This window comes from Ekhidna sp., assembly GCF_039940915.1.
Classification (GTDB): Bacteria; Bacteroidota; Bacteroidia; order Cytophagales; family Cyclobacteriaceae; genus Ekhidna.
The window spans coordinates 1,165,650-1,190,788 of the sequence record NZ_JBDVFO010000001.1; the positions used below are offsets into that span (position 1 = coordinate 1,165,650).

The 25,139-nt window shown below is 43.4% G+C and carries 5 protein-coding genes; 3 read left to right on the forward strand and 2 right to left on the reverse strand.

From position 1 onward, the window contains the following. The first annotated feature begins 187 nt into the window (after window positions 1-187). Entirely contained in the window at window positions 188-979 is a 792-nt protein-coding gene (locus ABJF57_RS05245; RefSeq protein WP_462230502.1) for a DUF6503 family protein, read from the forward strand. Window positions 980-1,027: 48 nt separating this feature from the next. Here ABJF57_RS05245 and ABJF57_RS05250 read toward each other — a convergent pair whose 3' ends face one another. After that, entirely contained in the window at window positions 1,028-1,477 is a 450-nt protein-coding gene (locus ABJF57_RS05250) for a nuclear transport factor 2 family protein (protein ID WP_462230500.1), read from the reverse strand. A 30-nt stretch (window positions 1,478-1,507) separates the two neighbouring features. Here ABJF57_RS05250 and ABJF57_RS05255 point away from each other — a divergent pair, with 30 nt between their 5' ends. Then, window positions 1,508-2,548 (forward strand): TolB-like translocation protein, encoded by a 1,041-nt coding sequence (locus ABJF57_RS05255; RefSeq protein WP_462230498.1) that lies wholly within the window; start codon window positions 1,508-1,510, stop codon window positions 2,546-2,548. A 34-nt stretch (window positions 2,549-2,582) separates the two neighbouring features. On the opposite strand, the gene ABJF57_RS05260 is transcribed toward ABJF57_RS05255, so the two are convergent. Continuing rightward, entirely contained in the window at window positions 2,583-5,705 is a 3,123-nt protein-coding gene (locus ABJF57_RS05260; RefSeq protein WP_462230496.1) for a CHAT domain-containing protein, read from the reverse strand. Window positions 5,706-6,041: 336 nt separating this feature from the next. On the opposite strand from ABJF57_RS05260, the gene ABJF57_RS05265 reads away from it, so the two are divergent. Beyond that, a complete protein-coding gene (locus ABJF57_RS05265) occupies window positions 6,042-25,136 on the forward strand; it encodes a LamG-like jellyroll fold domain-containing protein (protein ID WP_462230494.1) in 19,095 nt (6,364 codons plus the stop codon). Window positions 25,137-25,139 lie beyond the last annotated feature (3 nt).

Here is a 25,139-nt window from a genome sequence, read left to right on the forward strand (position 1 = left end):
TCAATTGCAAACCTAATACAGATTGCCTTGCCCTAACCTTAGTGATGTTTTAGTTGTCCTGATGGTCTCGTGAATCCCTCGTGCAACCAGCTGGTTTTGTATCCTTCCTTACGTTTCAGATGATTCGTCGCGATGTGAAAGTGTATCTCCACAATTCTGAGATACTTTCGTGGAAAATTAGAATCAAATGAAAAACCTCACCTTACTGGGAATACTGGTACTAGCAATTGCGTGCCAGCCAGCAACAAAACAAGAAACTGCAGAGGAATCTGCTCCTGCTTATGAAGCACCTTCGCATCACTCTGCGTCATTGGCAAAAGTGTTTGATGCCCACGGAGGATATGAGCAATGGTCGACCTTCAAATCTCTTTCCTACCTGAAAGGCGAAGAGTCTACCGTTACCAACCTACAAAACAGAAAAATAAGACTTGAATCTCCGAAGCAGACCATTGGTTTTGATGGAAGTGAGGTTTGGGTTACCCCTGATACGGTAGATGTAGGTAGAGCAAGGTTTTATCACAACTTGTTTTTCTATTTTTATGCCATGCCTTTTGTGGTAGGCGATCCGGGGGCTTATTATGAAGATGTTGAGCCGAAAGAGCTTGATGGCAAGACCTACAATGGCATCAAAGTGTCTTACAATGCGGGCATTGGAGATGCTCCGGATGATAATTACATCATTTGGTACGATCAGGAAACAGGTAAAATGGAATGGCTCATGTATACCGTGACATACCGTAGCGGTGAGCCCACAGATCAATTCAAGCTGATCAAGTACGGAGATTGGTCAGAATTCAATGGTATAGTTCTTCCTACTTCCATTCAGTGGTTTCAATACGACGGAGAAACCGTTGGAGAAGCACGTGGAGAGGCTACCATCTTCCAAAACATAACACTTTCTACCGAAGCGCCTGATGAAAGTTTATTTGTGATGCCAGAAGGTGCGCAGATAGCTCCACTAAACAGTGGAGGTAACTAACGAATAAAACGAAATTCTAAAAAGGCCAACTCGAAATAGTTGGCCTTTTTATTTAATCGCAGTGTCATGAAACGCAGCTCTTTGCCAATCGCTTCCATTGTATACCCATAGATTGGTCACGCGAAATACTTTATTGAACTCAACTCCATCTTCTACTCCGCGGCTGCTGATGCGTGCGGTGACAATAGCCGTATTCTCGTGTAATTCAACAGCATATTGATCCATTGTGTAATCACTGACTACTAGCTTGCCTTCGACTAATTTTTCCTTTCTAGAACGCATGTATGACATCCACTTTTCTTTCCCAAAAGACTTCCAGGAGCTGTTGGTGTGCACGTAATTTTCGGTGATCATACGAGCCAATGTTGCGGTGTCTCCCGCAACATAAGCGTCGTTAAACCATTCAATGGAGGCCGATAGTTTTTGCAGTGGAGCTGGTCGTTTTTCCGAACATCCAGCGGCTATTATCAGTAGAACTAATGTGGAGAGCAGTTTCATTTTATCTTTGAGCTAAATCACCCTTATTATATGAAGCATATATACCTCTTTTTGATTCTTTTAGTTGCAGCGTCAACTTCTGCCATTGGCCAAACAGGCACGTCACCGATTGATGATCTTCCTGATTACATCAAGCAGGTCACTTACTTCGGCCAGCGTGCAGACTGGTCACCCGATGGTGAACGAATTTTATTTATAGAGAAGACCTTTGGAGATGTATTCGAAGTGGAAGTTTCTTCAGGAAAAATTCGCCCCATGACGCATCACTTCTTTCATGAGGGTTTTGTTCGCGCATTGTATCTCTCCAATGGTGACATCCTGCTTTCGGGTGCTAAAAACTTCAATTCCGATGATCCTTGGAAAAGCCGAGATGCCAGAAACACAGAACTGTGGGTATTGAAGAGCGATTTGCAATCGAAACCAACCCCTCTGGGAGTTCATTGCAAGGAAGGACCTGCGGTATCCCGAACCAAGATGAACATTGCATGGGCGCTTGGATCCACTATTTACACGGGAGAAATTGCTTATGAAAACGGAAAACCCAAACTGGACAACTGGAAACCGCTCTTCCAATCTTCGGAACTACCATCTCCAGGAAAAGGATGGGATCTGGAAACCCAAAATTTTAGACCAAAAAATGAAAATGAGTTGATCTTTTACGCCTTTGGGGGACAATTTGGATTCCAGGCTGAGGTCTTTGGCTATGACATGGAGAAGAAAGCATTTGTGAACTACTCCAAAAGCGAATCCACGTATGACGAGGCAGAAGGAACCACTCCCGATGGCTTGAGCATAATGATTGAAAGCAATAGACACCGCCCCAAGTACAAAGGAATGAAGGAATTCCTGACGCTGGATATCTATAAGTTGGATCTGGATGAATCAGGAGAAGTGGAGCGTGTGACTTTTTTCAATGATAATCCCGAATACAAGGCCTCAAATCCAGTGGTTAGTGATGATGGCAAGTACATGGCTTTCCACTATGCCCATGCGGAAGATCCGGCAGGTAAAGGACGAGGGATTCTAGTGCTTGATCTGGAAAGATGGGAAAAGAAAAAAGGAAAGCGATAGCCTTCCTTTTTCAGTCTATTTTCTGAGCCGAGGATTACTCGCCAATCATTACAAAAGCTCCCCAGTAATAAGGCTTTTTATATTTCTCTCTCAGCTTTTTCTGAGCAGTGTTGAATGCAAGCTGCTTATCTCCATGTGATAGCCATTCATTGTAGAATGTTGTCATCAACTCTTGTGTGGCATCATCATCCACAGTCCACATAGACATGATGACAGCATCTGCACCAGCGATCTGAAAAGCACGTTGAAGTCCATAAACACCTTCACCATTTTTAATTTCTCCTAGTCCTGTCTCACAGGCCGAAAGCACCACTACATCCGTTTGGTCCAGGTTCATATTCATCGCTTCATAAGCCGTAAGAATTCCATCATCTCCATTGGATTCAGAAACAATCTCACCGGATGATATGAAGTTATTGGCACCTGCTAGGATCAAACCTGATCGTAGCAAAGGGTTCTGAACATATGAATCTGTTGATTGCTCTTCTGTATCGTGTTCCAAGAAAAAACCATGAGTTGCAATGTGCAATATGTTCGGGCTTTTAACCGCCTTCACGGTGCTTTCCAGTGCATCATTTAGAAAGTACGTATCTCTTAGTCGATCATTTTTGTTATACAAACTATCAATGAGTTCCACTTCTTTTTTCGTGCCGGGAAGCATGCCTAGCCCATTGAAAGACCTCATGTAGCGAACAAGATTTCCTCTGACACCCCTGGGAATCGAAGCTCCTCTTGAAAGTTCATCTTTACTTGAGCCACTTCGCATGCCACGGTCGGCACCACGAACCCCTCTGACCCCCCTGTCTTCAGCATTATCCCCACTTAAATCTGAGCCCATGCTGTATTGAGGATATCCAAAAAATACACTTCTTCCACCAGCATCAAATGTGTCACTGTCTTTCAAAATATCTTTTGTATTCGTTACCAATGCAAGATCGATCTCATTCAATAGGTAATCTTTCGATTGAGGGTTTTGCAGGGTATAAATACTGATCTGATTATACACACCATCCGGAGCAAAGTATATCTTATTTATGCCGTTGAGTTTACGCGCGATAGGTTCCCAAAACAACTTATAACTGTAGTTCTCGGAAATTTTGTATTTGATTGCATTTCGATAATTGGCCAAAAACTTCTGCTCCATTTTTGCCCCGTTTCGCAAGACGACCATTTCTGGATGGTCTTCAGTATCGTGGCGCACGATCATTGCTGCATAGTGAACTTCATCTGTAAAGACTCCTGCAGAATCTGTTGTAAAATCTCGATACCTCACGATTTCTACAGCTGCTTCTCCTGGCTTAAGCTTGTTTTTAATGTCCACCCACGAAACAGATTTGTTGGCAAAGTTTTCACCAAAGGCCTGAGAAGATTTGCTCAGCTCTTCTTCAAGCTTGTCAGAAGAATTTGTCAGCGAATCAATGCGATTATTTCTCACATTTATGTCAAGATCAGTGGCACTGAAAAGCTTGGCCAGTTGCTCTTTTTGACTAATCCATGCCTCAAATTTTTCAATGAGGATAGCATCACCACTTGCCAGGATGCTCTCCCGAACTTTCGATGTGGCATACATGATCAGGCCTTTCAGAGACAATTGATAATCATATATCTCACCAAGTAATTCCTTGTCCTCGCTTGACGTCTCTTCGATAAAAGAAACATACTGCTCAAATGCCGGTCGTAGATTTGTATAGTAAAAGGTGGCCTTTTCTTCTTCCGTTAGAACTGGGAAGAGGGTATTTATTTGGTTGAAGTAATTGTCAAAAGTTTCTCTGTAGTACCCCAGTGCCTCTTTCGTTTTTCCTTGTTTCCAGCTTAAGATCGCCAGCTGATTTGCGCTTCGTGCGAAGTATGGGTGGGTATTTCCCAGCGCTTTCTTCCTGATTTCATACGCTCTTTCTGCGAGTGGAATGGCCTTATCTACTTCTTCATACCCCAGGTGTGCATTGGCTAGGTTGAAATAAGGGAACGCTGTTTCTGGGTGATCCTTCCCAAGCGATCCTTCATATGTCTTTATGGCTTTCTGACCGTATGCGATCGCCTCATCTATGTTTCCTTTTTTTGTATACAGCCTGGTCAGATTATTCTCCACTCTGCCATAGTCGATGCTTTCTTTGCCAGCGCTCTCCTCGAAAACCTCAAGTGCTCTTGAATGAAGTTGCTCAGACTCAGCATATTGCTCATCATATAGCAAGGTCAATCCAAGGTTTAAAAGATCCAATCCATAGGTAAAGGAGTCTTCTCCAAAGTAGTTTTTGTCTTGTTCGAGAATTTTACGCTGCAGCGCAATCGTTCGTTCATAATCGCCCAGATTGAAATAAACCAACGCCAGGTTATTCTCAACACCAGCGACGGCATCTTCATTGTCACCTTGCATTCTGTTTACTACGTCAAGTGCTTCCTGCAAAATTTCCTCGGCCTCCGGCAGTTTACCTTTTTCCATGTACAGCACGCCCAGACTGTTGAGCGTTGCAGCATATTCGAAAGTGGCTTCCAGACCATTCTCTTCAAATGTTTTAATTCCTCGTAAGAGGTTCTTTTCTGATTTTTTAAAAGATCCTTCAATGGCATACGAATCGCCAATCCACTTATAGGAAACGGCCTCTTCAACGCTATTTTTTGCGACTTCCTTCTGAATCTCCTTGGAGATATCGAGCCCTTTTTCAACTTGTTCGGTTTGTAAGTACAACTCGATCAACGCCCTAGAAGAGTCAAAATATTCGGCGCTATTTTTCCCATAAGCCGTGGCGTCAGAAGCACGAATCGTCGTAAGAAACTGCTCGGCTTCTTTGTAATACCCTAATTCTTGCTGCAGAGTGGCCATATTGTAAAGCAAATCCTTATGGTCACCTTCAGGCTCAATTTTCCTTCTCAATTCCAACTCCAGACTGTAAAAATCCAGTGCTGTTTGATATTCCGATAGCTCATAATCATAGGCTTCAGCAAGGTAGGAGTACATATTTGCAGCTACAGTATCTTCCTTACTCAGGAAAACCTCCTTGATCTTCTCTTCCTCATCCAGAATGGTTGAGTAGTCATAATCCAGGTAGGCATCATCAAGCTTGTAATAAAGCTTTTCGGCTTTTTTGTCATCAAATGCATATTGAGAAAAAGCGGAAGTACAAATTGCTAGTAATAAAGCTGTTTGAAGAAGTTTCATGTGTGTAATCTTTTGATTTTCACAGGAATTAGTCCCATGAGGGACTCATTTCGTGGTAGTGATTTTAGTACGAAGAAAGCAATGCTTTTGGACATTCAAAAATCGGCTTTCCTATCAGAGGATAAAGATAGTGCATATCAATACCTAAAATAGCGTGTTCATGGTAACAGGGAGATCGTTGGTCGAAATAACAATTTGTTAAAAAAGAAATGAAAGGAGACGATTTATTTTAGTATTCGGAAAAATGCCCAATTACCACATTTTTGGTATTTCAAAGCATTTCGAAACAGGCTAAATTGGCCATTATTTAAAATACTACCACCTAAAGTCAACAACATGCGTCAAAGCACCATTGGAAAGCTTGCCTTAGTTTTCTCATTCCTGATTGCGACACTTTCTTCTTCTGCCCAAAATCAAGCCCTGGATTTATCAGGAGCAGGGAATGAAGTGAATGTTACTTATAACCTGGCTACCGGACCAGGCTTTACGGTCGAACAATGGATATATCTTCCATCTATTACTCAAGTCACTTCATTAGTTAACCAGACCAGTACCTCAATAGCCGCCCCAATGGATGCTTATGTAAATGGCGATGGCAGTGTGACCGCTTGGTTTGGAAATGGTGGTAGTTCTGTACAAGCTCTTACTGCCTCAGGAATAATTACACCGGGTGTCTGGCACCATGTAGCGGTAGTATATGATCCTTCCGCAACGGGTCAAGAGTGCCAAATATTTGTTGATGGTAACACGATACCTGCAGCTACGCAGGCAGAACCAGCGGGTTTTGTCAACACTGGACCTATAAGAATTGGTCGAAGAGGGGATGGAACCGAAGGCGATGATATGTACATCGATGAGGTAAGAATCTGGAGCATACCAAGAGACGGAGCGACAATTGGTGGAGATTATAACCAGCAGTTGATAGGTAATGAAGCAAGCTTAGATGTGTATCTAAGATTTGAAAATGACCTTGATGATGATGCTTTTGTCAACCTTTTTCAAAATGGATCACTTGTAGCAGGAAGCATCAATTATGTAGCCGGAGCTCCAATTCAGGAAAATAACTATGCACTAAGCTTTGATGGTACAGACGACTACTTAACGACTGATAACGGTGTAGCAAAACAACTAAATCAAGGCACGATTGAAGCTTGGGTGAATGCGTCATCAGCCACTGCCGTGGACTGGTCAGGAATAGCTGTGAAACAACTTGCTTATGGCATGTTTGTTCGTTCTGATCTTAACGCAAATTTTGGTGTTTACGATTGGAATGCCTCATTCTATAATAGTTCTGGAGTAAGTATTACGGATGATACCTGGCATCATGTTGCTTTTAGCTTTAATAGTGGAGTGGTTAATGGCAGTCAATTGTATTTAGATGGTGTTGCAGTGGGTCCCGCATTTACCTATACGGTAAATGCTCAAACAAGTGATTTTGTCATGGCTGCAGGAGCACCAGCAGGATCACAACACTTGAACGGAAGTTTGGATGAAGTAAGAATCTGGAATACTGTGCGTTCAGCGTCTCAAATCGCGGCATTTAAAGACGTTGAGTTGAATGGGCCTGAACCTGGTCTTGTGGCTTATTATGATTTTTCTAATGGACCAAACAATGGGAACGTTAGTGATTTAAAGGGGGGTAACCCGGGTCTTCTGACCAATATGAATATTCAGAATGATTGGATTGCTGCCACACACGGAATCGCTGCTGCAGGACCTCTTGACACAACTAACCCGGACGTAACCATTTCATCTACCGAATCTGATCCAACGGCCGCAAACCCAATCCCGATTACCATCACTTTTACTGAAGAAGTGGCTGGGTTTGACCTTGCTGATATTCAGGTCATAAATGGAACTCCGAGCAATCTGAATACTGCAGACAATATCGTATTTACAGCAGATGTCGCCCCCTCTGCCGGAGGTCTTGTTTCTGTAGATGTATTTTCGTTTACCCTTACGGATTTGACTGGCAATGGCAATAATTCTTCACCAACATTTAACATCACTTATGATGTCGATCCGCCTCTTATAGCTGCGACCATTTTGTCATCTGGTAGAAACCTCATTTATGTTGAATTCGAAGAAGATGTTTTTGGCGCGGCTGATGGTAGTACTCCAGTCGATGTGAATGATTTTGACATTACAGTAACTGGTGGAACCGCAACTATTACGAAGAATTCTCTCAATGTTTTAAGCTCTAGAAATGTTGAGTTTGACATTACCATCAATGGGTCTCCCGATGGATCGGAAGTCGTAGAAGTAGTACCTTTTGCTACCTCAGTATATGATGCTGTGGGGAACGTGATGTCAACCACGCAAAGCGCCAATCAGCTCAGCTTAGTTGACAATTCCGTATTGAGTTTTGATGGAGCAGACGATTTTGTTAGAGTACCAACAAATGCGGCTTTCGAGAATCAGAATTACACCGTTGAAGCATGGGTAAACATTCCGGTACTTCCTGTTGGAAGTGACTCATACGCATTCGTTTCAAAAGGTACGCTCATCTCAGATGGAGGCCTGAATAGAAACGGGTTCACACTATTGTATGGTGATTTAGGAGGAGGACTTGCCATCGCCTTGGGGCAGTATAGCTCTTCCGATACCGAAGTGGTGCAACACCCGGTTAGCTTAACTCCAGACACCTGGTATCACATTGCGGCAACATACGACGGAACTACCATGCGCCTATATCTGGATGGAGTGGAAGTAGCAACGAACGGAGCCCTTGGAGCAAACGATGTGATTTATACCGGGGATAACCTTGATTTAAAAATTGGTGCGATGGAAGGAACAGGTTCTAGCACCAATAACCATAGAGGTCTTTTGGATGAGGTTCGCATTTGGAACTATGTCAGAAGCGGCGCACAAATAAGTGCATTGATGGATGAAGAAATTAGTGGAACCCAAAATGGTTTGGTTGCCTATTACGATTTTAACGATGCTGCCGGTTCTACACTAACAGACTTGGTTGCAGGAAGGAACGGAACCCTTGACGCGGCTATGAATTTGGCGGGCGCAACGGGAAACTGGGCATCCGGTGGATCGATACTTGATCCTGTTGACGCAGTAGCACCTACGATCGGTTTTGCGCAAGATCTTCAGACGATTGGAACAACATTCATCGGAGGAACGCATGATGATAACTTTGCGGTAATTGAGGTCTCTTTGGATGGGGGTACCACGCGTACGCAAGCAACAAACAATGGAGACGGCACTTGGGGCTATAATATGGCAGTAGATCCCAATTTTGGTGGCGATGTACCATATACAGTAGATATTTACGCAATTGATGAGGCAGAAAATGAAGGGAGTGTCTCCGGAAACGTTACCATTGACCTTCAAAACACCTTGTCTTTTGATGGGGTAGACGACTATGTGGAAGCACCGGATGCAGCCAGCATTGATATCACCGGAGCCCTCACCTTGGAGACCTGGGTATTTTTGAATACCGCCATCGATGAGGAACATCCATTAATCACGAAATGGAATCCCGATGCTGCTCCAGAGCAGCGATCCTACTTGCTGCAGTTTTCAAATACTTCAGATGTTGTATTTGCTGTTTCTACGGATGGAACAACGGCTGCTGAAGGCACCAACTTTTCGGCAGTGCAGTCACCATATACTTTCCAAACAGGAAGGTGGTATCACATAGCGGCTACCTATGAGCCTTCAACATTTATAAGAATATATGTCAATGGAGAATTGATTGGTGAAAATACGACCAACGTGATGCCTTCCATTTTCAATAGTAATGCATCCTTGGTGTTGGGTGACAATGGCAATCAGACAGAAGTTGGGGTTGGTGGAGTGACTACTGGTGAAGCGATGGAGATGGACGAGGTAAGAATTTGGTCGGAGGCAAAATCACATGCTGATATTCAAGCAGCGATTACTACTGAGTTATCAGGAAGTGAACTCAATTTAGAAGCCTATTACGATTTTAACCTAGCACTTGGAACGGCACTTTCTGATCGAACATCCAATGCAAATAATGCAACACTCAATGACAACAACAATGGTGTAGCTGATGGCACAACTGCAGGACCTATCTGGGGCGCCTCAACAGTTTTTGCTACAGATGTATTAGCTCCATTCTTTGTATCCGGCTATCCCCTCATTGATAACATTGGTGAAACTGGATTTGATATTACGGTTCAACTAAATGAGCAAGGCCAATACTTTTATGTGATTGTTCCAGATGGTGCAACAGCACCAAATGTGGATGATGTACGTGCTGGAACAGGTTTTGGCGGTACCGGACAATTGGACGCAGGAAACATAATTGTTTCCACCGCATTGACAGATTTTACACTAAATGCTACAGGGTTATCTGCAGCAACAGACTATGATCTTTACATCGTTGCTCAGGATGATGAAGGAGGACCTAATGTCCAGGCATTAAATTCTCAATTTGATGTGACAACACTTGCTGGACCAGCACCAGGTGCTGTATCAGCCAACTTGAGTCTTTGGCTTAAAGCCGATCAAGGCGTTACAGGAACAACACAAGTTTCTCAGTGGGATGATCAGGCTGGAGGATTGCGTCACGGGACACAAGGAACTGCAACAAATCAGCCAGCACTAACGGATGTTGCCATCAACTACAATCCAGCGATTTCATTTGATGGAACAGATGATTTCTTTACCTCGGCATTGGATATTAGCCCGACAGGTTCACCTGATCTTACTACCATCATTGTATTCAATAGTGATCAGGATGCAAATAACCCTTATAGAAAACTATTTGGCCATGATAATGGCAATTTTCATAGAACAATAGGACTTGATGACAGGTCAGGAAACAATTTTAACTACTTCGCTGGAAGTAACGGGGTAGGCGGATACTTTAACCTTACTGCTACAACAAATTATATATCCACAACGGAATATACCAGCACAGACTTTACTGGTTTCATAAACGGCAATCAATTAATTACAAATGGAGCTCCAATCACAGGGGGGCTGACAAATCTGACAATTGGTGCCATTAGCCCAAGTGCTTCAGAACCATGGGATGGAAACATTGCAGAAATGATTATGTATTCGGGAACGCTGACCGCTCCAGAGCGCCAGCGAATCGAAACTTACCTAGCTATTAAATACGGTATTTCAATTGATCAAACAGCTGCCACAAACTACGTCGCTTCAGATGGCAATCCTGTCTGGGATGGAACGGCAAATGCCACATTCAATCAAAGCATTGCTGGTATTGGACGAGATGATCAAACGACTCTAGATCAAAAACAGTCAATGAGTGCTGATGGGGTGCTTAGCATTGCCTTAGGAACTTTCGCAGCTTCAAACCAGGCCAATGCCAATGCCTTTGCAAACGATCTGGCCTATTTGGTATGGGGAGACAATGGCTCGGATGTAGCATTCGGAGCTAGAGATATTGCAAATGTTCCGTCAGGTATTGATTCTCGTATCCAGCGAGTATGGAGAGCAAGTGAAGCCAATAGTGATGTAGGCAACGTAACCTTAAGATTTGACTTGAATGGGGAAGGACATCCAGTCACCTATAATCCGGGAAACTTCAAATTACTTCTTGATACCGATGCTGATTTTTCAACTGGCGCAATTGAGCTTACAGCTGATAGTTATGCTGGGGGCATTGTAGAGTTTAATGCTGTAAACATTGCCAATGGTCAATTCTTCACCTTAGGAATCAACGAACCACCGCTACCACCAACGAATTTCGTAGTTTACAACAGTTCCCCTACTGAGATTACTTTTGAGTGGACGGATAATGCAACTAACGAAACAGGCTATCAGATTTTGGAGGCCGATGACTATGCGTTCTCATCAGGTATCAATACTGTTGCAAACATTGGAGCTGATGTTACCTCTCTTACGCATACACCGGTTTCATCAAAATACTACATGGTTTTCCCAACCAATGGTTTTGAAGATGCAACAAGTCAATCCTCGGTAGAGTTTGCCACGACAGAAGTATTCCCGGGACAGGCATTAGATTTTGATGGAACAGGACAATATGTAAGTGTGGCTGACAATGATGCCTTGAGTTTTGGAAATGGGACAACAGACTCACCCATGTCCGTGGAGGCCTGGATTTACTTAGATCAGATCACCTCCCGATCTATTGTATCAAAACGCTCAGGCGAAAACGAATGGCACCTAGTTATTAGTAGTGATGGAAGAGTTTCTGTGACTTTAGCAGATCAGTCTTCTAGTGGATTTTTGTTTGGAGAAAGTCCTGTCATAGGATTCAATACAGGTGAGTGGTATCACATTGCATTTACTTACGATGGGAGTTCTACGGCGGCAGGAATCAATACGTATGTGAATGGTGTTTTACAAACTCAAACTCCTGGCTCGTCCGGTTCTTACACTGCGATGGAAAACACAAATTCTCCTGTAGAAATTGGATCGTTAAACTCGGGAGCCTCTTTTAATTTTGATGGACAAATCGATGAGTTAAAAATCTGGGATTTCGTAAAAATTGACTATTCCGATAGAAATACTTCGTTGGATCTTTCAAATGCGGGCTATCCTGCAGGACTCGTTGCATATTACCCATTAGACGAAGGAGCGGGATCAAATACTGTTGATAGATCTAGGAATACGAATGATGGAACATTTGTCGGTGGCCCTACTTATGTTTCGTCAACAGCCTCATTGACCCCTCCAGCTGCTCCTACAAACCTAATCGCCTATGCTACTTCTACCACAGCTATTACTTTAGAATGGTTGGACAATGCGACAGATGAAACTGGATACAACGTAGAGCGAGATACAGATCCGCTGTTCAGTGCTCCAACTGTAGTTGGAAACGGACTGCCAGCAGACATTCAATCTTTTGTAGATAATGCTGGAGTAGATCAACGCTTCTATTATCGTGTTCAGCCTACGAACGGCACAGAAAATGCATCAAGTTATTCGGCCACAGAATTTGGTTCAACTTTCCCTTTCCCAGGACAAGCATTGAGTTTTGATGGCTCTCTTGATTACATTTCTTTCAATACTCCAGAATCATATTCAAGCATTACAATCGAGGCTTGGATCAATACTGCTGGTGGAGCAAATCAAACCATTTACACCAGCTATGATGGATTCGACGGATTTCAATTTGCTATTAACTCGTCAAACCAACTAACGTTTTCAATTGGTGATGGCGTTGGGGCTGAAACAGTTAATAGCTCTGAGTCAATTGCAACAAGCCAGTGGACGCATATAGCAGTAGCTTTCAATGGCTCTAGCGCAACTTTTTATGAAAATGGGTTGGCACTTACTACATCAGGTTCATTGTCAATAATTCCGAATGATTCTGGGCTCCCGGAGTACATTGGAAGAACGAATAGTGGAACAAACCTTTTCAGTGGTGAACTGGATGAATTAAAAATCTGGGATAATGCAAAATCTGATTTTTCTGACCGGTTTGCCATGCAGCAAGGGAATGAAGTGAATCTGGTTCTTTACTATCCCTTTGATGAAAACGGAGGAAGCACAGTAACAGACAGAACGGTAAATACAAATGATGGTTCGATAAGTGGAACTCCATCATTCAATCCATCTACACTGGCTGACGGGGTAGTTACCAACACCAATGACACAGGAGTAGGTTCACTAAGAGACGCGATCGACTTTGCCAATGTGAACCCAGGAACTACCATAAACTTCAGCATTGGCGAGACCGCTCCATGGGTAATCAACCTTGGATCTGCTCTGCCGCAAATAACAGCTGCCGGTACCATCATTGATGGATTTACACAGCCAGGTTGGGTCTTTGGAGATCCTAACGCCATGGTTCAAATCAATGGATCAGGACTTGGGAATACCAATGGAATTAACATAAATGCAGCAGATGTAGAAGTCTATGGTTTAATCTTAACGGCGTTTAATGGAAATGCGACAAACGGAAATGTATACCTCGCATCTGATGCAGCCGACTATGCAATTATTGGAGCTTCTGGGAAAGGAAATATCTTCCATAATAATGCTGGCGGTAATGCGATATACATCGTGGACGGAGATAGCGCAATTATCCGAGGAAATAGAATTGGAACCCTGGATGGAATTGCAGCTTCTGCCAATGGAGATCATGGTATTTCCACGACAGGAGAAATTGATTACCTAATTATCGGAGGTGACTTTTTTACAGGCGAAGGAAACGTAATCTCTGGTGCTCCTGCAAATAGATACGGACTCAATCTTTTTGGTTCTGGAGGAGGTACAGGCCTTTCGGACGTAACCATTGCAGGTAATAAAATTGGTACAAATGAGGCGGCAGATGGCGCTATTCCCAACGCGCTGGGAGGTATTAATATTTTGGGGACAGTTTCAGCAGTCACAATTGGAGGAGCTTCACCGAGTGATTTAAATATCATTTCCGGTAATGGAGATCATGGAATAATCATTCAAGCAGGAAACACATTCGACATTGAAGGAAACTACATCGGCCTACAATCTGATGGTTCTTCAGCATTGGGGAATGCCGGATCTGGTATACGCATAAATCCTGCGGCAATTAATGTCAATATCGGAACATCCGTTCAAAATATCATTTCAGAAAATGTGGTTTACGGAATCCTGTTTGATGGCAATAACTCATCAAACACAGCATTAGGGAATAACATTTTTAGTTGTAATCAAAATGCAGCTATTGGGTACGGTTCTGCACCACTTACAAATACACCAGTGATACAGAGCATGACCACTTCTGAAGCAAACGTTGATGTTACAGCAGCAGATGGCAGTACTGTAAGAGTATGGCTGGCAGATGATGGGTGTAACAATGATCAAGCATTAACCTTGCTAGGGACGGGTACAGTCGCTAGCAATTCTGCAACAGTAAGCGGTGCTTTCCCATCCGGACAGCACTATACTGCTATTGTGGAGGATCTTAATGGTACATCCGAATTTTCTGCTCCAATCTTTTTTGTTGAACCGTATCCAGTAGCAGAAGGTGCTGGTGAGGCATTGATTTTTGATGGATTAGATGATGATGTCAATTTGGGAGATATTTCACAACTAAACGGTGTTTCTCAGTTTACCGTTGAAGGGTGGTTTTTACAGGATGTACTAGACGTCCGCGGAGGGATGTTCGCGAAAATTTTTGATGGCTCTAATATGATTAGAGCCAGGACATTTGAAGATGGTATGTTATATACCTATGTGGAAAATGGAGTGGATGGACATGCTGCCTTTGATTATTCAACGGTTGTTTCAGCTGGAGAATGGTTTCATTTTGCAATGGTATTTGACGGAACACAGCCTACCGATGATCAAAAGCTTCGGGTTTTTGTAAATGGAGTTCAACAGACATTGACATTTAGTGGACCGGGAGTTATTCCGGCAACAACCTCATCAAGTCTGTCAGGAGTAGATTTCATACTATCTGAAAATGTAAACATCGCAACTGCAAGTGAGTATTGGGATGGACAAATTGACGAATTTAGAATATGGGACTTTGCAATGCCAGAAAGTTCTTTGCGTGAATACCTAGCTCAAAAAGTTACCGACTCACACCCTTCGTATGCCAACTTGATGGCCTATTATCGCATGGATGATTCAGGTGATGTATTAAACCTGCTGGATTTCAAAGGAGCTCACAACGGAACTATCAACGGAGGAGCCGCATACGTAGCTTCAGGAGCACATCTGGGTGACTTTAGCTTCTACGAATACACCTATCCTATTGGTTCAGGAAGAGGTTTGGATGACTTTAGAGTTGATAACCTGGGAATTGCCAACCTCCCGCTGCATGTCTACCGCATCGATCAGACACCGGCTAACACTATCGTTTCTGGATTTGACAACATTGATCGGCCAAATTATTATGGAGTATTTGCGCCTGGGCAAACGTATGATGTACGCGACAGTATCGGAAATCTAACTTCCGACAGGCGCATCCTCTACAGAGCCGATGGAGCTGATCCAACCTGGACAAGCATCAGTGGACCAATAGGGACGAACATTGATGACAATGAACTGTATGCCTTCGGTCAAAACGGAAGTGGTCAATTCACAACAGCCATTGATCAGAACCCGTATCCTACTCCGCCGGATGCAGGATACGCGATGAGTTTTGATGGCGTTGCTAATCAAGTTTCCATTCCTGATAGTGATGAATTAAGTTTTGGAATAGCTACTTCCGATCAGCCATTCACGGCAGAGGCTTGGGTTAATTTGAATGCATTGAATGCCAACCAGGCAATTATATCAAAACGTCAAAATGGCGTAAATAGGGAATATCGCTTGTCAATAACATCTCTAAATGAGATCGAAGTGTTGTTCTATGACGAAGGGAATGGAGGGCAGCTAGAAGCGCAAACAAGTGCACTGACCTTAAACACAAATGAGTGGAATCATATTGCCTTTACCTATGACGGCTCATCATTAGCTACGGGGATTACTATTTATCTGAATGGAGTAACTATTCCATCAACTCCTAGCGACATTACCTATACCGCAATGAGCAATACAGTTGCAGATTTGGAATTAGGCATTGATGCGGGACTTATTCCATTAAATGGACAGCTAGACGAAGTGCGTATTTGGAATATAGCATTGCCTGAAACCAATATTCGCGACAACATGATCGGGAAATTGGATGGCAACTCCGATAGCCTCAATCACCTCGTTGCCTACTACCGATTTGATGAAAACAGTGGAGCCACAGCAGCTAACCTTGCTGGCGATGGTGATGGAACAGTAACAGGAGCAACGCCGATAATTTCAGGTGCACCACAGGGAAGCGGAAGCATTTATGCATATGACGGCACACCTGGAGTGCTAAACACCGCTCAGTTTGGCGAAGACATCAACGTACATTATCAGGATGCAACGGGTGGAATTCATGGGTATTTAGTTGCTGGTGATCCAAATCAACTCCAGGCCAATGGTTTCAACAATTTAGATCAAGGAAAATATTTCGGTGTATTCGCGCCTGGAGGTCAAAAAGTAGAACTCCGAATGGATTACAATAACGGAGGAAGTTATGATCCAGATCGTAGGATTGTGTATCGAACAGATGCAACAGATAATGCTGCTGTAGGTGGTTGGGAAAGGCTGTCCGGTTTATTGAATTCAGATGTTACGAATGATTCAATTTTTGCCTATCAAGTTCCACAAGGAGAGGTTTCGACCGCTACATTGAATCCGCCGAGTTCATACCCAATCTTGGGAGACACAGATCCTGGATCGGCTATGGATTTTGATGGAACGGATGATTACATGTCGGTGCCACATAGCGAATCACTCAATTTAGAGTTTGATGATCCATTTTCAATAGAAGCGTGGGTGAACACGCCTGCTTCTGGAACATATACGCTCTTCTCAAAAATAGCTTCAGGACCAACACGTGGGTATAGAATCACTATTAATTCTCAGATACCGTCATTCCAGTTATTCAATGATGGTGGCGCAAGCAATGAGATTGTTGTTTCAACAGTTGAAACGATACCTCTAGCACAATGGAGCCATCTGGTTGTGACTTATGATGGCAGCAATTCTGCGGCAGGAGTTAGCTTCTATCTTGATGGAGTCTTGTTGACAAATTCGGTAGCCAACGATAACCTTAGTGGTACCATTCAAAATACAGAGAATCTCTTTATAGGTATTAGAAATGATCTTACAAGCCCATTCCAGGGACAGGTCGACGAGTTAAGAATTTGGAATGCAGAGCTTGCCGCAGGAGATATATCTGCTTATGGAAACACGACTGATATAAGTTCACATCCGAACTACACGGATATGTTAGCTTACTACAAGTTTGATGAAGGCACTGGTAGTATCCTGCAGGATGTGTTTGCGAACAATGATGGAACCTGGAATGGACCTTCAGGCGCAAACATTGCCCCTAATTGGGTCCCTTCGGGGGCCCTGGCAAATGCACCACAGCAAAATGCCTTGAACTTTGCCGGCGATGACGATTTTGTGAATATATCTAGAACAACACTTGCAGCCGGACTGACTTATGAAGCATGGATTAATACATCTTCCACAGCTAATACAGCTGTTTACCCTGGTAATCCAGCTCTTACTGTAATTGGAGATCATAACAACAATACCCGAGGAGGCTTTGGGATCCACGATGGAAGAGTGAGATATGCTCATTGGCAGGGTTCGGCGTTGGACTTTGATCAAATAGACGGAACGGCAATAGTGAATGACGGTTTATGGCACCACATAGCAGTATCGCATGACCATGTAGGGGATGTGGTTAGAATTTATGTGGATGGTGTCTTGGATGTAATAGCAACAAGCTCTTCCTACCGTACAGATATGGCGTTTGATCGCTTGGGAGGAGGTTATCTGAATGGAACAGGAACAGGAGCACTATTTAATGGATCAATTGACGAAGTGAGAATTTGGAATGGTGTGATTTCAGAAGGTGAAATCAGGAACCATATGTATACAGATGACTTGTCTGTGCATCCAGATTTAGGAAACCTTGTTCTTCACTATACTATGAATCAAGGTGATGCAGCAAATGACAACACAGGAGACGCGGCAGTCTTTGCTCAATCTGGAGGTTCTCTGGATGGAGCTTTGGTAGGATTTACGCTCAATGGACCGACTTCCAACTTTATCTCTTCTAATGCATTTGATCATGCAGGAGCTGTGGCTTCAACACTTCAAGCAACCAATATTACTCCATCAACCATCCTGGATAATTCAGTGGATATCACCTGGACAAACGGTGATGGGCGAAGGAGAATTGTAGCAATGTTTGAAGGCATTGAAACAGAAATGCCAATTCCTTCAGATAATCAATATTTTCATGCTGATTCTAATTTCGGCGGTGGAGATATTGTGGATGGAGCCTGGTACGCTGTTTACAATGGATATGGAAATTCTGCTACTGTTTTGGGTCTAAATCCTGGAACAGATTACACAATTGCAGTTCTGGAAGTAAATGGGCCTCCAACATTTGAGGCATACAATTCTGGAGCAGATACTAATAATCCTGTGAATTTTACAACTACAGGAGGTGCTTCGAATGCATTCATTACTACCTGGTCTACTTCTGATGGACAGATTACTATTCCAAGGAATAACGGACTGACTTACAACTATGATGTAAGCTGGACCAATGTGACAAATCCAGGAACTGCGGAAGGATCACTCTCCGCTCAAACGGGTAATGCCGTACTGACAGGTCTTGAAAATGGAAGTACCTATGAGATAGCGATAAGTGGCACATTCCCAGCCATCCAATTCGGAGATACCGGAGATAAAGACAAGATTTTAACAATTGAACAATGGGGAGATAATGCATGGGAAAGTATGGTGGATGCCTTTAACGGGTGTTCCAATTTGACATATAATGCAAGTGATTCTCCGGATTTATCTGGGGTAACAACAGTACTCAGAATGTTTAGAAATACGACCTTATTCAATGCAGACTTGAGTAGCTGGAATTTTTCTACCATTACCAACTTCGCTGGAATGTTTGAAAATGCTGCTGCATTCGATCAGGATTTAGGATCGTGGGATGTAAGCAATGCCACTAATATGTCCGGGATGTTAGATAATACTGGATTGACTGTAGCCAGCTATGACAATACGCTAAACGGCTGGTCAGGACAGAGTCTACAATCAAGTGTTCTTCTTACGGCGGTTGGTCTTACATATTCTTCGTCTGGACAAAGCGGAAGAGATGTGCTTACAAATGCTCCCAATAACTGGTTCATCTCAGGAGATGCGCTAATGATTTCAAACTACGCCCTCGATTTTGATGGATTAGATGATCACGTACAAGTGTCTTCTCCTATAGGATTCCCTATCGGATCAGCGCCAAGAACACTTGAGTTCTGGTTCAAGTCAAATGTCGATGTTACTTCGGACACAGATCATGGAATCGTTCAGTACGGTACCGGTGCAAATGATCAAATGTTCGGACTAATAACCACTTCAAATGCACCTGGCAAGCTATACTTCTTCGGTTTTAACAACGATGTTGCTGGAGTTACTGATCTGGTTCAAGATCAATGGTACCACGCGGCGGTGACTTATGATGGCTCGGATATCAATCTGTACTTAGATGGAAATTTGGAAGCTTCAAATACTGCTGCACTTAATACGGTGATGGATGTGAACGGGCTTACTATTGGAAGACGACCTGATAATGGGAATCAATGGGATGGGCAGATAGATGAAGTTAGACTTTGGGATCACGCACGATCGCAAACAGAGATTCAAAATAATATGAACAATACTCTTTTTGGAAGTGAAGGAGGTTTAGTAGCATATTATCCAATGTCTGATGGCACTGGAAGTACGACGGTTGCGGATTTGGTTGGTGGACCAGACGGTACGTTGACTAATATGGACGAAAATACTGATTGGGTGGAAGGACCTTCATTAAGTACTCCAATCCCTGGCTCAACATTTTTTGAAGATTTTACAGATGAGCCACTTCCGGGCACAGCTTCCTCCGGACCATTCTTGTTTGAACCAGGTACCTGGGATGGTGTGGGAGTATTGGAATCAGGAGATATTGATGCAAGAGGGGGAACAGGCAATGCAGCAAGGGTAGAGCCAGCAGGTGGTAACTACATTCAAACGCCACCACTTGATCAAGCCACAACATTTGGTTTCTGGTACAAAGGAGAAAGCACAGGAGGGACATATGATGTATTAGCCTCCAACGATGGCGGGGTTACTTACGGGGTAAATATGGGAAGCATAAATCCCAACCCAACCTATCAGGAGTTTACGCTTGATTTTACCTCTAACTTTGATCCATCATATACAGGAGCAGTAAGAATTGTTTTCAATGCCGGTGCAAACCCGATCTTTATCGATGATGTAAATGCAGATGTCGACATTCTAAGGTCGGATGTCTCCTTGGCCACACTGCCAACCGGAGATGCGAATGTCAACCCAGGTGACATGGATGTACTTATATACAAAGCAAGTGCTACGGTCAGTGTGACTGATGCTTATAGCGAAGGCTTCTTTTTAACCCCAAATGGAGCAGACTCCCTCGATTTTGCAAACACAGCATTTGATTTTTATCAGAATATTGGAACGGATGATTTTGGGTCTGCTACATTGCTTGGCACCAGCTCCTGGAGCCCTGGAGATCCAATACCTAGGAATTCAATAGGGTTGCTGTTTAACCAAACTTATACGGTAGGACAAACAGTTTATTTCTACGTAACTGCGGATATCAGAGCGACTGCTAATGCAGTGACTTTCAACATTGATCAACCGATCGAAGACAATTTTGGATTTGGAGATGCAAATAAAATAGACGGAGGTCTGGCACCGGGCGCTAACATTACCATCAATGGTGGCTCAGTTCCACTTGCCGCAACTGACATTAGCTTCACAGAAGATCCGGATGGATCCATCAACTTGAGCTGGACAGACAATGCCACGGATGAGACGGATTACATCATTGAGCAATCGACAGACAATGCCAGCTGGACACCATTTGGTGGATCGTTGGGTGTAGATGCTGTGTCTTTCAACAGTGGGCCGTTGAGCCCTGAGACAGCATTCTGGTGGAGAGTGGTAGCCGTAGGATCCGGAGGCAATGCTGAGTCAGTAGCTCGCTATGCTGGAAACATAACAGCACCTGGTAATGCACTTGACTTTGATGGTGTGGATGATCATGTAAACGTTGGAGATGTTCATGATTTCTCAAGTCCATTTACATTGGAAGCATGGGTGTCTAGAGCGACAACCGGAAGCTCGGATTGGATAATTTCCAATGGAACCACGCCAACAAACACCAATGAATACCTACATTTCGGATTCCGTGCTGGGGATCAGCTATCACTCGACTTCTTCGGTGATGGGGTATCATCCGTTGAAACGATTACTGATGCAGATTGGCATCACGTTGCAGCCGTTTATGATCCGACAAATGTTGGAAATGAAGTTGCGCTCTATTTGGATGGAGAGGCGCTTACGATAAGTGACGCATCCATTTCACCATTTACAGGAGTAGGAGATTTAAGAATCGGTCAGGCGTTTGATACGGAATTTTTTCAAGGTCAGCTGGATGAGGTGAGAGTTTGGAGCAGAAGTCTGAGTCAAGGAGAAATTCAAACCAATTTGTATAACACGCTTATTGGCAATGAGGCAAACCTAATGGCTTACTACCGATTTGATCATTCAAGTGAGTTTGAGCTAGCGGATTATTCTGACAGCAATATCTCAGGCTTTTTGCAGAGCATGGATGCTGCTGATTGGGTGGCTTCTGGAGCAATGATGCAGGTAATCCCTGACGCAACATTTACCACGATAAATGTTACAGGAGGAAATGTTACGACTGGAACAACTAACAATTTGATTTATAAGTTTAGCATTGCTGCTTCAGGTGGTAACCTTACAAAGCAAGGTTTTGGTTTTGACTTAAGTGGTGACGCTGTAGGAGCAGACTTTTCTGGCAATAGCTGGAGACTGTTTGAAAGTGTAAATGTTGATGTTGGAGATCCTACAACAGCCTCAGAAATTGGTGCAACAAATCTTGGGGATGCTGGACCTGGTCAGGTCGGTTGGACTTTGTCTGGAGATATTTTAGATGGTGATACACACTATTACTACGTGCTTGTTGATATAGATGGTGCTGCCACTAACGGCAATTCTTTCAATGTTACATTATCCACTCCAGATCCTTTAGAAAGCTTTGGCTTAGCAGATCCAAAGAACAAGGTTAATGGAGGGTTTGTAGATGGGCAGTCATTTACGATACAAGCGAGTGATGTTACTTCACCAACTCCAGTCATTTCCAGTACCGAAACCATTGCGACAAACATAAACCCAATACCAATCTCTGTTGATTTTGGGGAAGTGGTTACAGGCTTTGATATTACAGATTTAAATGTTGTAAATGGAACTGCACAAAACTTCGTAGATGTTGATGGACAAAACTTCACTTTTGATATTTTACCAACGATCGATGGAACAGTAACGGTCAATATCGCAGACAATATTGCGCAAGATTTGGCAGGCAATCAAAATGCAGTTGCATTACCATTCTCGATAATATACGATGGCACGGGTCCTGCTATCACGCTTAACCAGGACGCTCAGACTGTCAATGATACAAACCTGAGTGGTACCATTAGTGATCCTTCGGATGCTATTCAATTGTCTGTAGATGGAGGAACAACCTTGACTGGAGCAACGAATAATGGGGATGGTACCTGGACATATGATTTAAGTACAGACCCCAATTTTATAGGAGATGGTGCTTATACCATATACCTTGATGTTGCTGATTCGCTTGGCAATCAAACCATCTCGTCAACAGGGACAGTGACCATCGATCAGACAGCTCCTGTCATTACAATTGATGGTTTTGGCACTTCCATTACCAGTCCGCAATTAACAGGAACGATAGATGACGTAACAGCAACCATTGATATAGCGGTTGATGGGGCCAATTATGCGGCGACAAACAACGGGGATGGAACCTGGGCATTGGTTGCAGGAACAATCACGAGCCTGGCGGATGGCACCTACGATGTGGTTGCCACAGCGACGGACGCTTCAGGGAATACAGCGACGGATGCTTCCAGCGATGAATTGATCATTAGTCAAACAGTACTGACACTTGCTCCGATAGATGTAACCTCAACAGGTTTTACAGCAAGATGGAGTGAAGGGTTAGATGTTCAGACCTATCAAATTGATGTGTCCGATCAGGCTGATTTTTCAACCTTTATCAGTGGTTTCCAAGGTTTCCAGACGGTCGCGACAAGTGTTGTTGTTAGCAACTTGGACTTCTCAAGTCAATACTATTATAGAGTAAGGTTGGTGAATACTTCTCTAGAGGTTTCTGCCAACTCAAATACTACACAGGTGCAGACAATTATTGATCCGGAAACGGAAGCGGATTCGCTTGCACTTGTTCAGATTAGCAATGCAATCGCACCACAAGGTCTTAACTGGGCATCAGCAAGACTGAGAGACTGGGATGGCATAACATTGGATTTAAGTAGAACCAGGGTAGAAGTGGTGAATATAAGCGGTACAAGTGCGGCTGGTAACATGCCGAATCCATTCACAGGCAATGCCCTGACAAATGGAGGCCTTTCAAACATGTTGGAGATGAATGCATCTAACAATCAGATCTCTGGATTGATGGATTATTCCGGAACGGCCATTACAAGCTTGAATGTCAGTGGAAACAACCTCGAGTTTGATGATTTAGAACCCGTTGCAGGTATTGCAACCGTGGATTACTCGAATCAGGCAAGCATACAGTACAATGAATCTACTGGAGGTCAAATAGAGGTGAGATATACCAACGATTATTCGATCTCAATTACAACCGGCGGAACTTCCAATGTGTATACATGGTATCGAAATGATGTAGCAATAAGCTCAAATGCCGACTATTTGATCACGGATGCTACTGGAGTCATTCTTGCAATTGATTATGACAATATGGGTACTTTCCGAACGGAAGTGACGAATGCGCTGGTGCCGGGGCTTACCATAGACGTAGATCCTCAGGACGTATTGGCAATCGCTGATATGCAAGTGTCTGTTGCGGATGGAAGTGGAAATCCACTTACAGCTCCGCTCAATGGATATATGCTGGAGACAACACGAACCGCTACAGGATTTAGCGTGTTGGAAACGTTGGAAAATGTCAATGCATCAACATTCACTTTCCCGGATGTAGTACTTGGTGACTACATCATTTTTGTCGAGTCTGATCTGGAATTATACATCCCGACATATTTTGGAGATGTATTCGAATGGACAGAGGCTGACACGTTATTCTTTAGAAGTGATGATGTGATAGCACTTACGATGACTGAAGTGCCACCGGAACTTACAGCTGCCGATGGAGAAGGTACGCTTGGTGTTTTAATTGAGGAGGACTTTGAGGACGGTTCTGGAAGAATAGATGCCAGAAGAAGAGCAGCTAAGAGAAAATGTGGACTCAGAAGAAAACGATCAGGTGGACGTACAGGTCAAAACGATGATGAGTTTGAACTGATAGCTTATGGCGAAACAGATGACAATGGAGAATTCCAGTTTGGATTCTTGCCACAAGGAACCTATCGCTTCTTTGTTGAGTATCCGGGAATTCCGATAGATGACTCTTCCTTCGTTCAGTTCGAAGTTGGTGAAGCGGGCGTGAGTGATACCGATTTTAAATTGCAAGCGTTTGCCACTGCAGACGGAATTGAGATTTCAATTGAAAAAGTCCTAGGGGTTATTTTAGAATACTTCAAGGATTTGGAGATATATCCTAACCCATCTAGCTCGTATCTCAATATTAGATATCGTCACTTAAAATCAGGAGATGTCACTGCAGAGCTTGTAGATCTTTCAGGAAACAGCAAATGGTCCACAGATCTACGTGATGGCTTTGACGGACAATTAAGAATAGATGTTGAAGGATTTGAGGAAGGGATATACATCCTGAGGTTCTACGATCGCGAAAGCCCGCAAGACAATGTGGTAAGTTTCAGAGTGATTGTTAAAGATTAAACC

Bases quoted from the DNA above. Each gene is read 5' to 3' on its own strand.
- ABJF57_RS05245 (WP_462230502.1), top strand. From the start codon at position 188: ATGAAAAACCTCACCTTACTGGGAATACTGGTACTAGCAATTGCGTGC.
- ABJF57_RS05250 (WP_462230500.1), bottom strand. From the start codon at position 1,477: ATGAAACTGCTCTCCACATTAGTTCTACTGATAATAGCCGCTGGATGT.
- ABJF57_RS05255 (WP_462230498.1), top strand. From the start codon at position 1,508: ATGAAGCATATATACCTCTTTTTGATTCTTTTAGTTGCAGCGTCAACT.
- ABJF57_RS05260 (WP_462230496.1), bottom strand. From the start codon at position 5,705: ATGAAACTTCTTCAAACAGCTTTATTACTAGCAATTTGTACTTCCGCT.
- ABJF57_RS05265 (WP_462230494.1), top strand. From the start codon at position 6,042: ATGCGTCAAAGCACCATTGGAAAGCTTGCCTTAGTTTTCTCATTCCTG.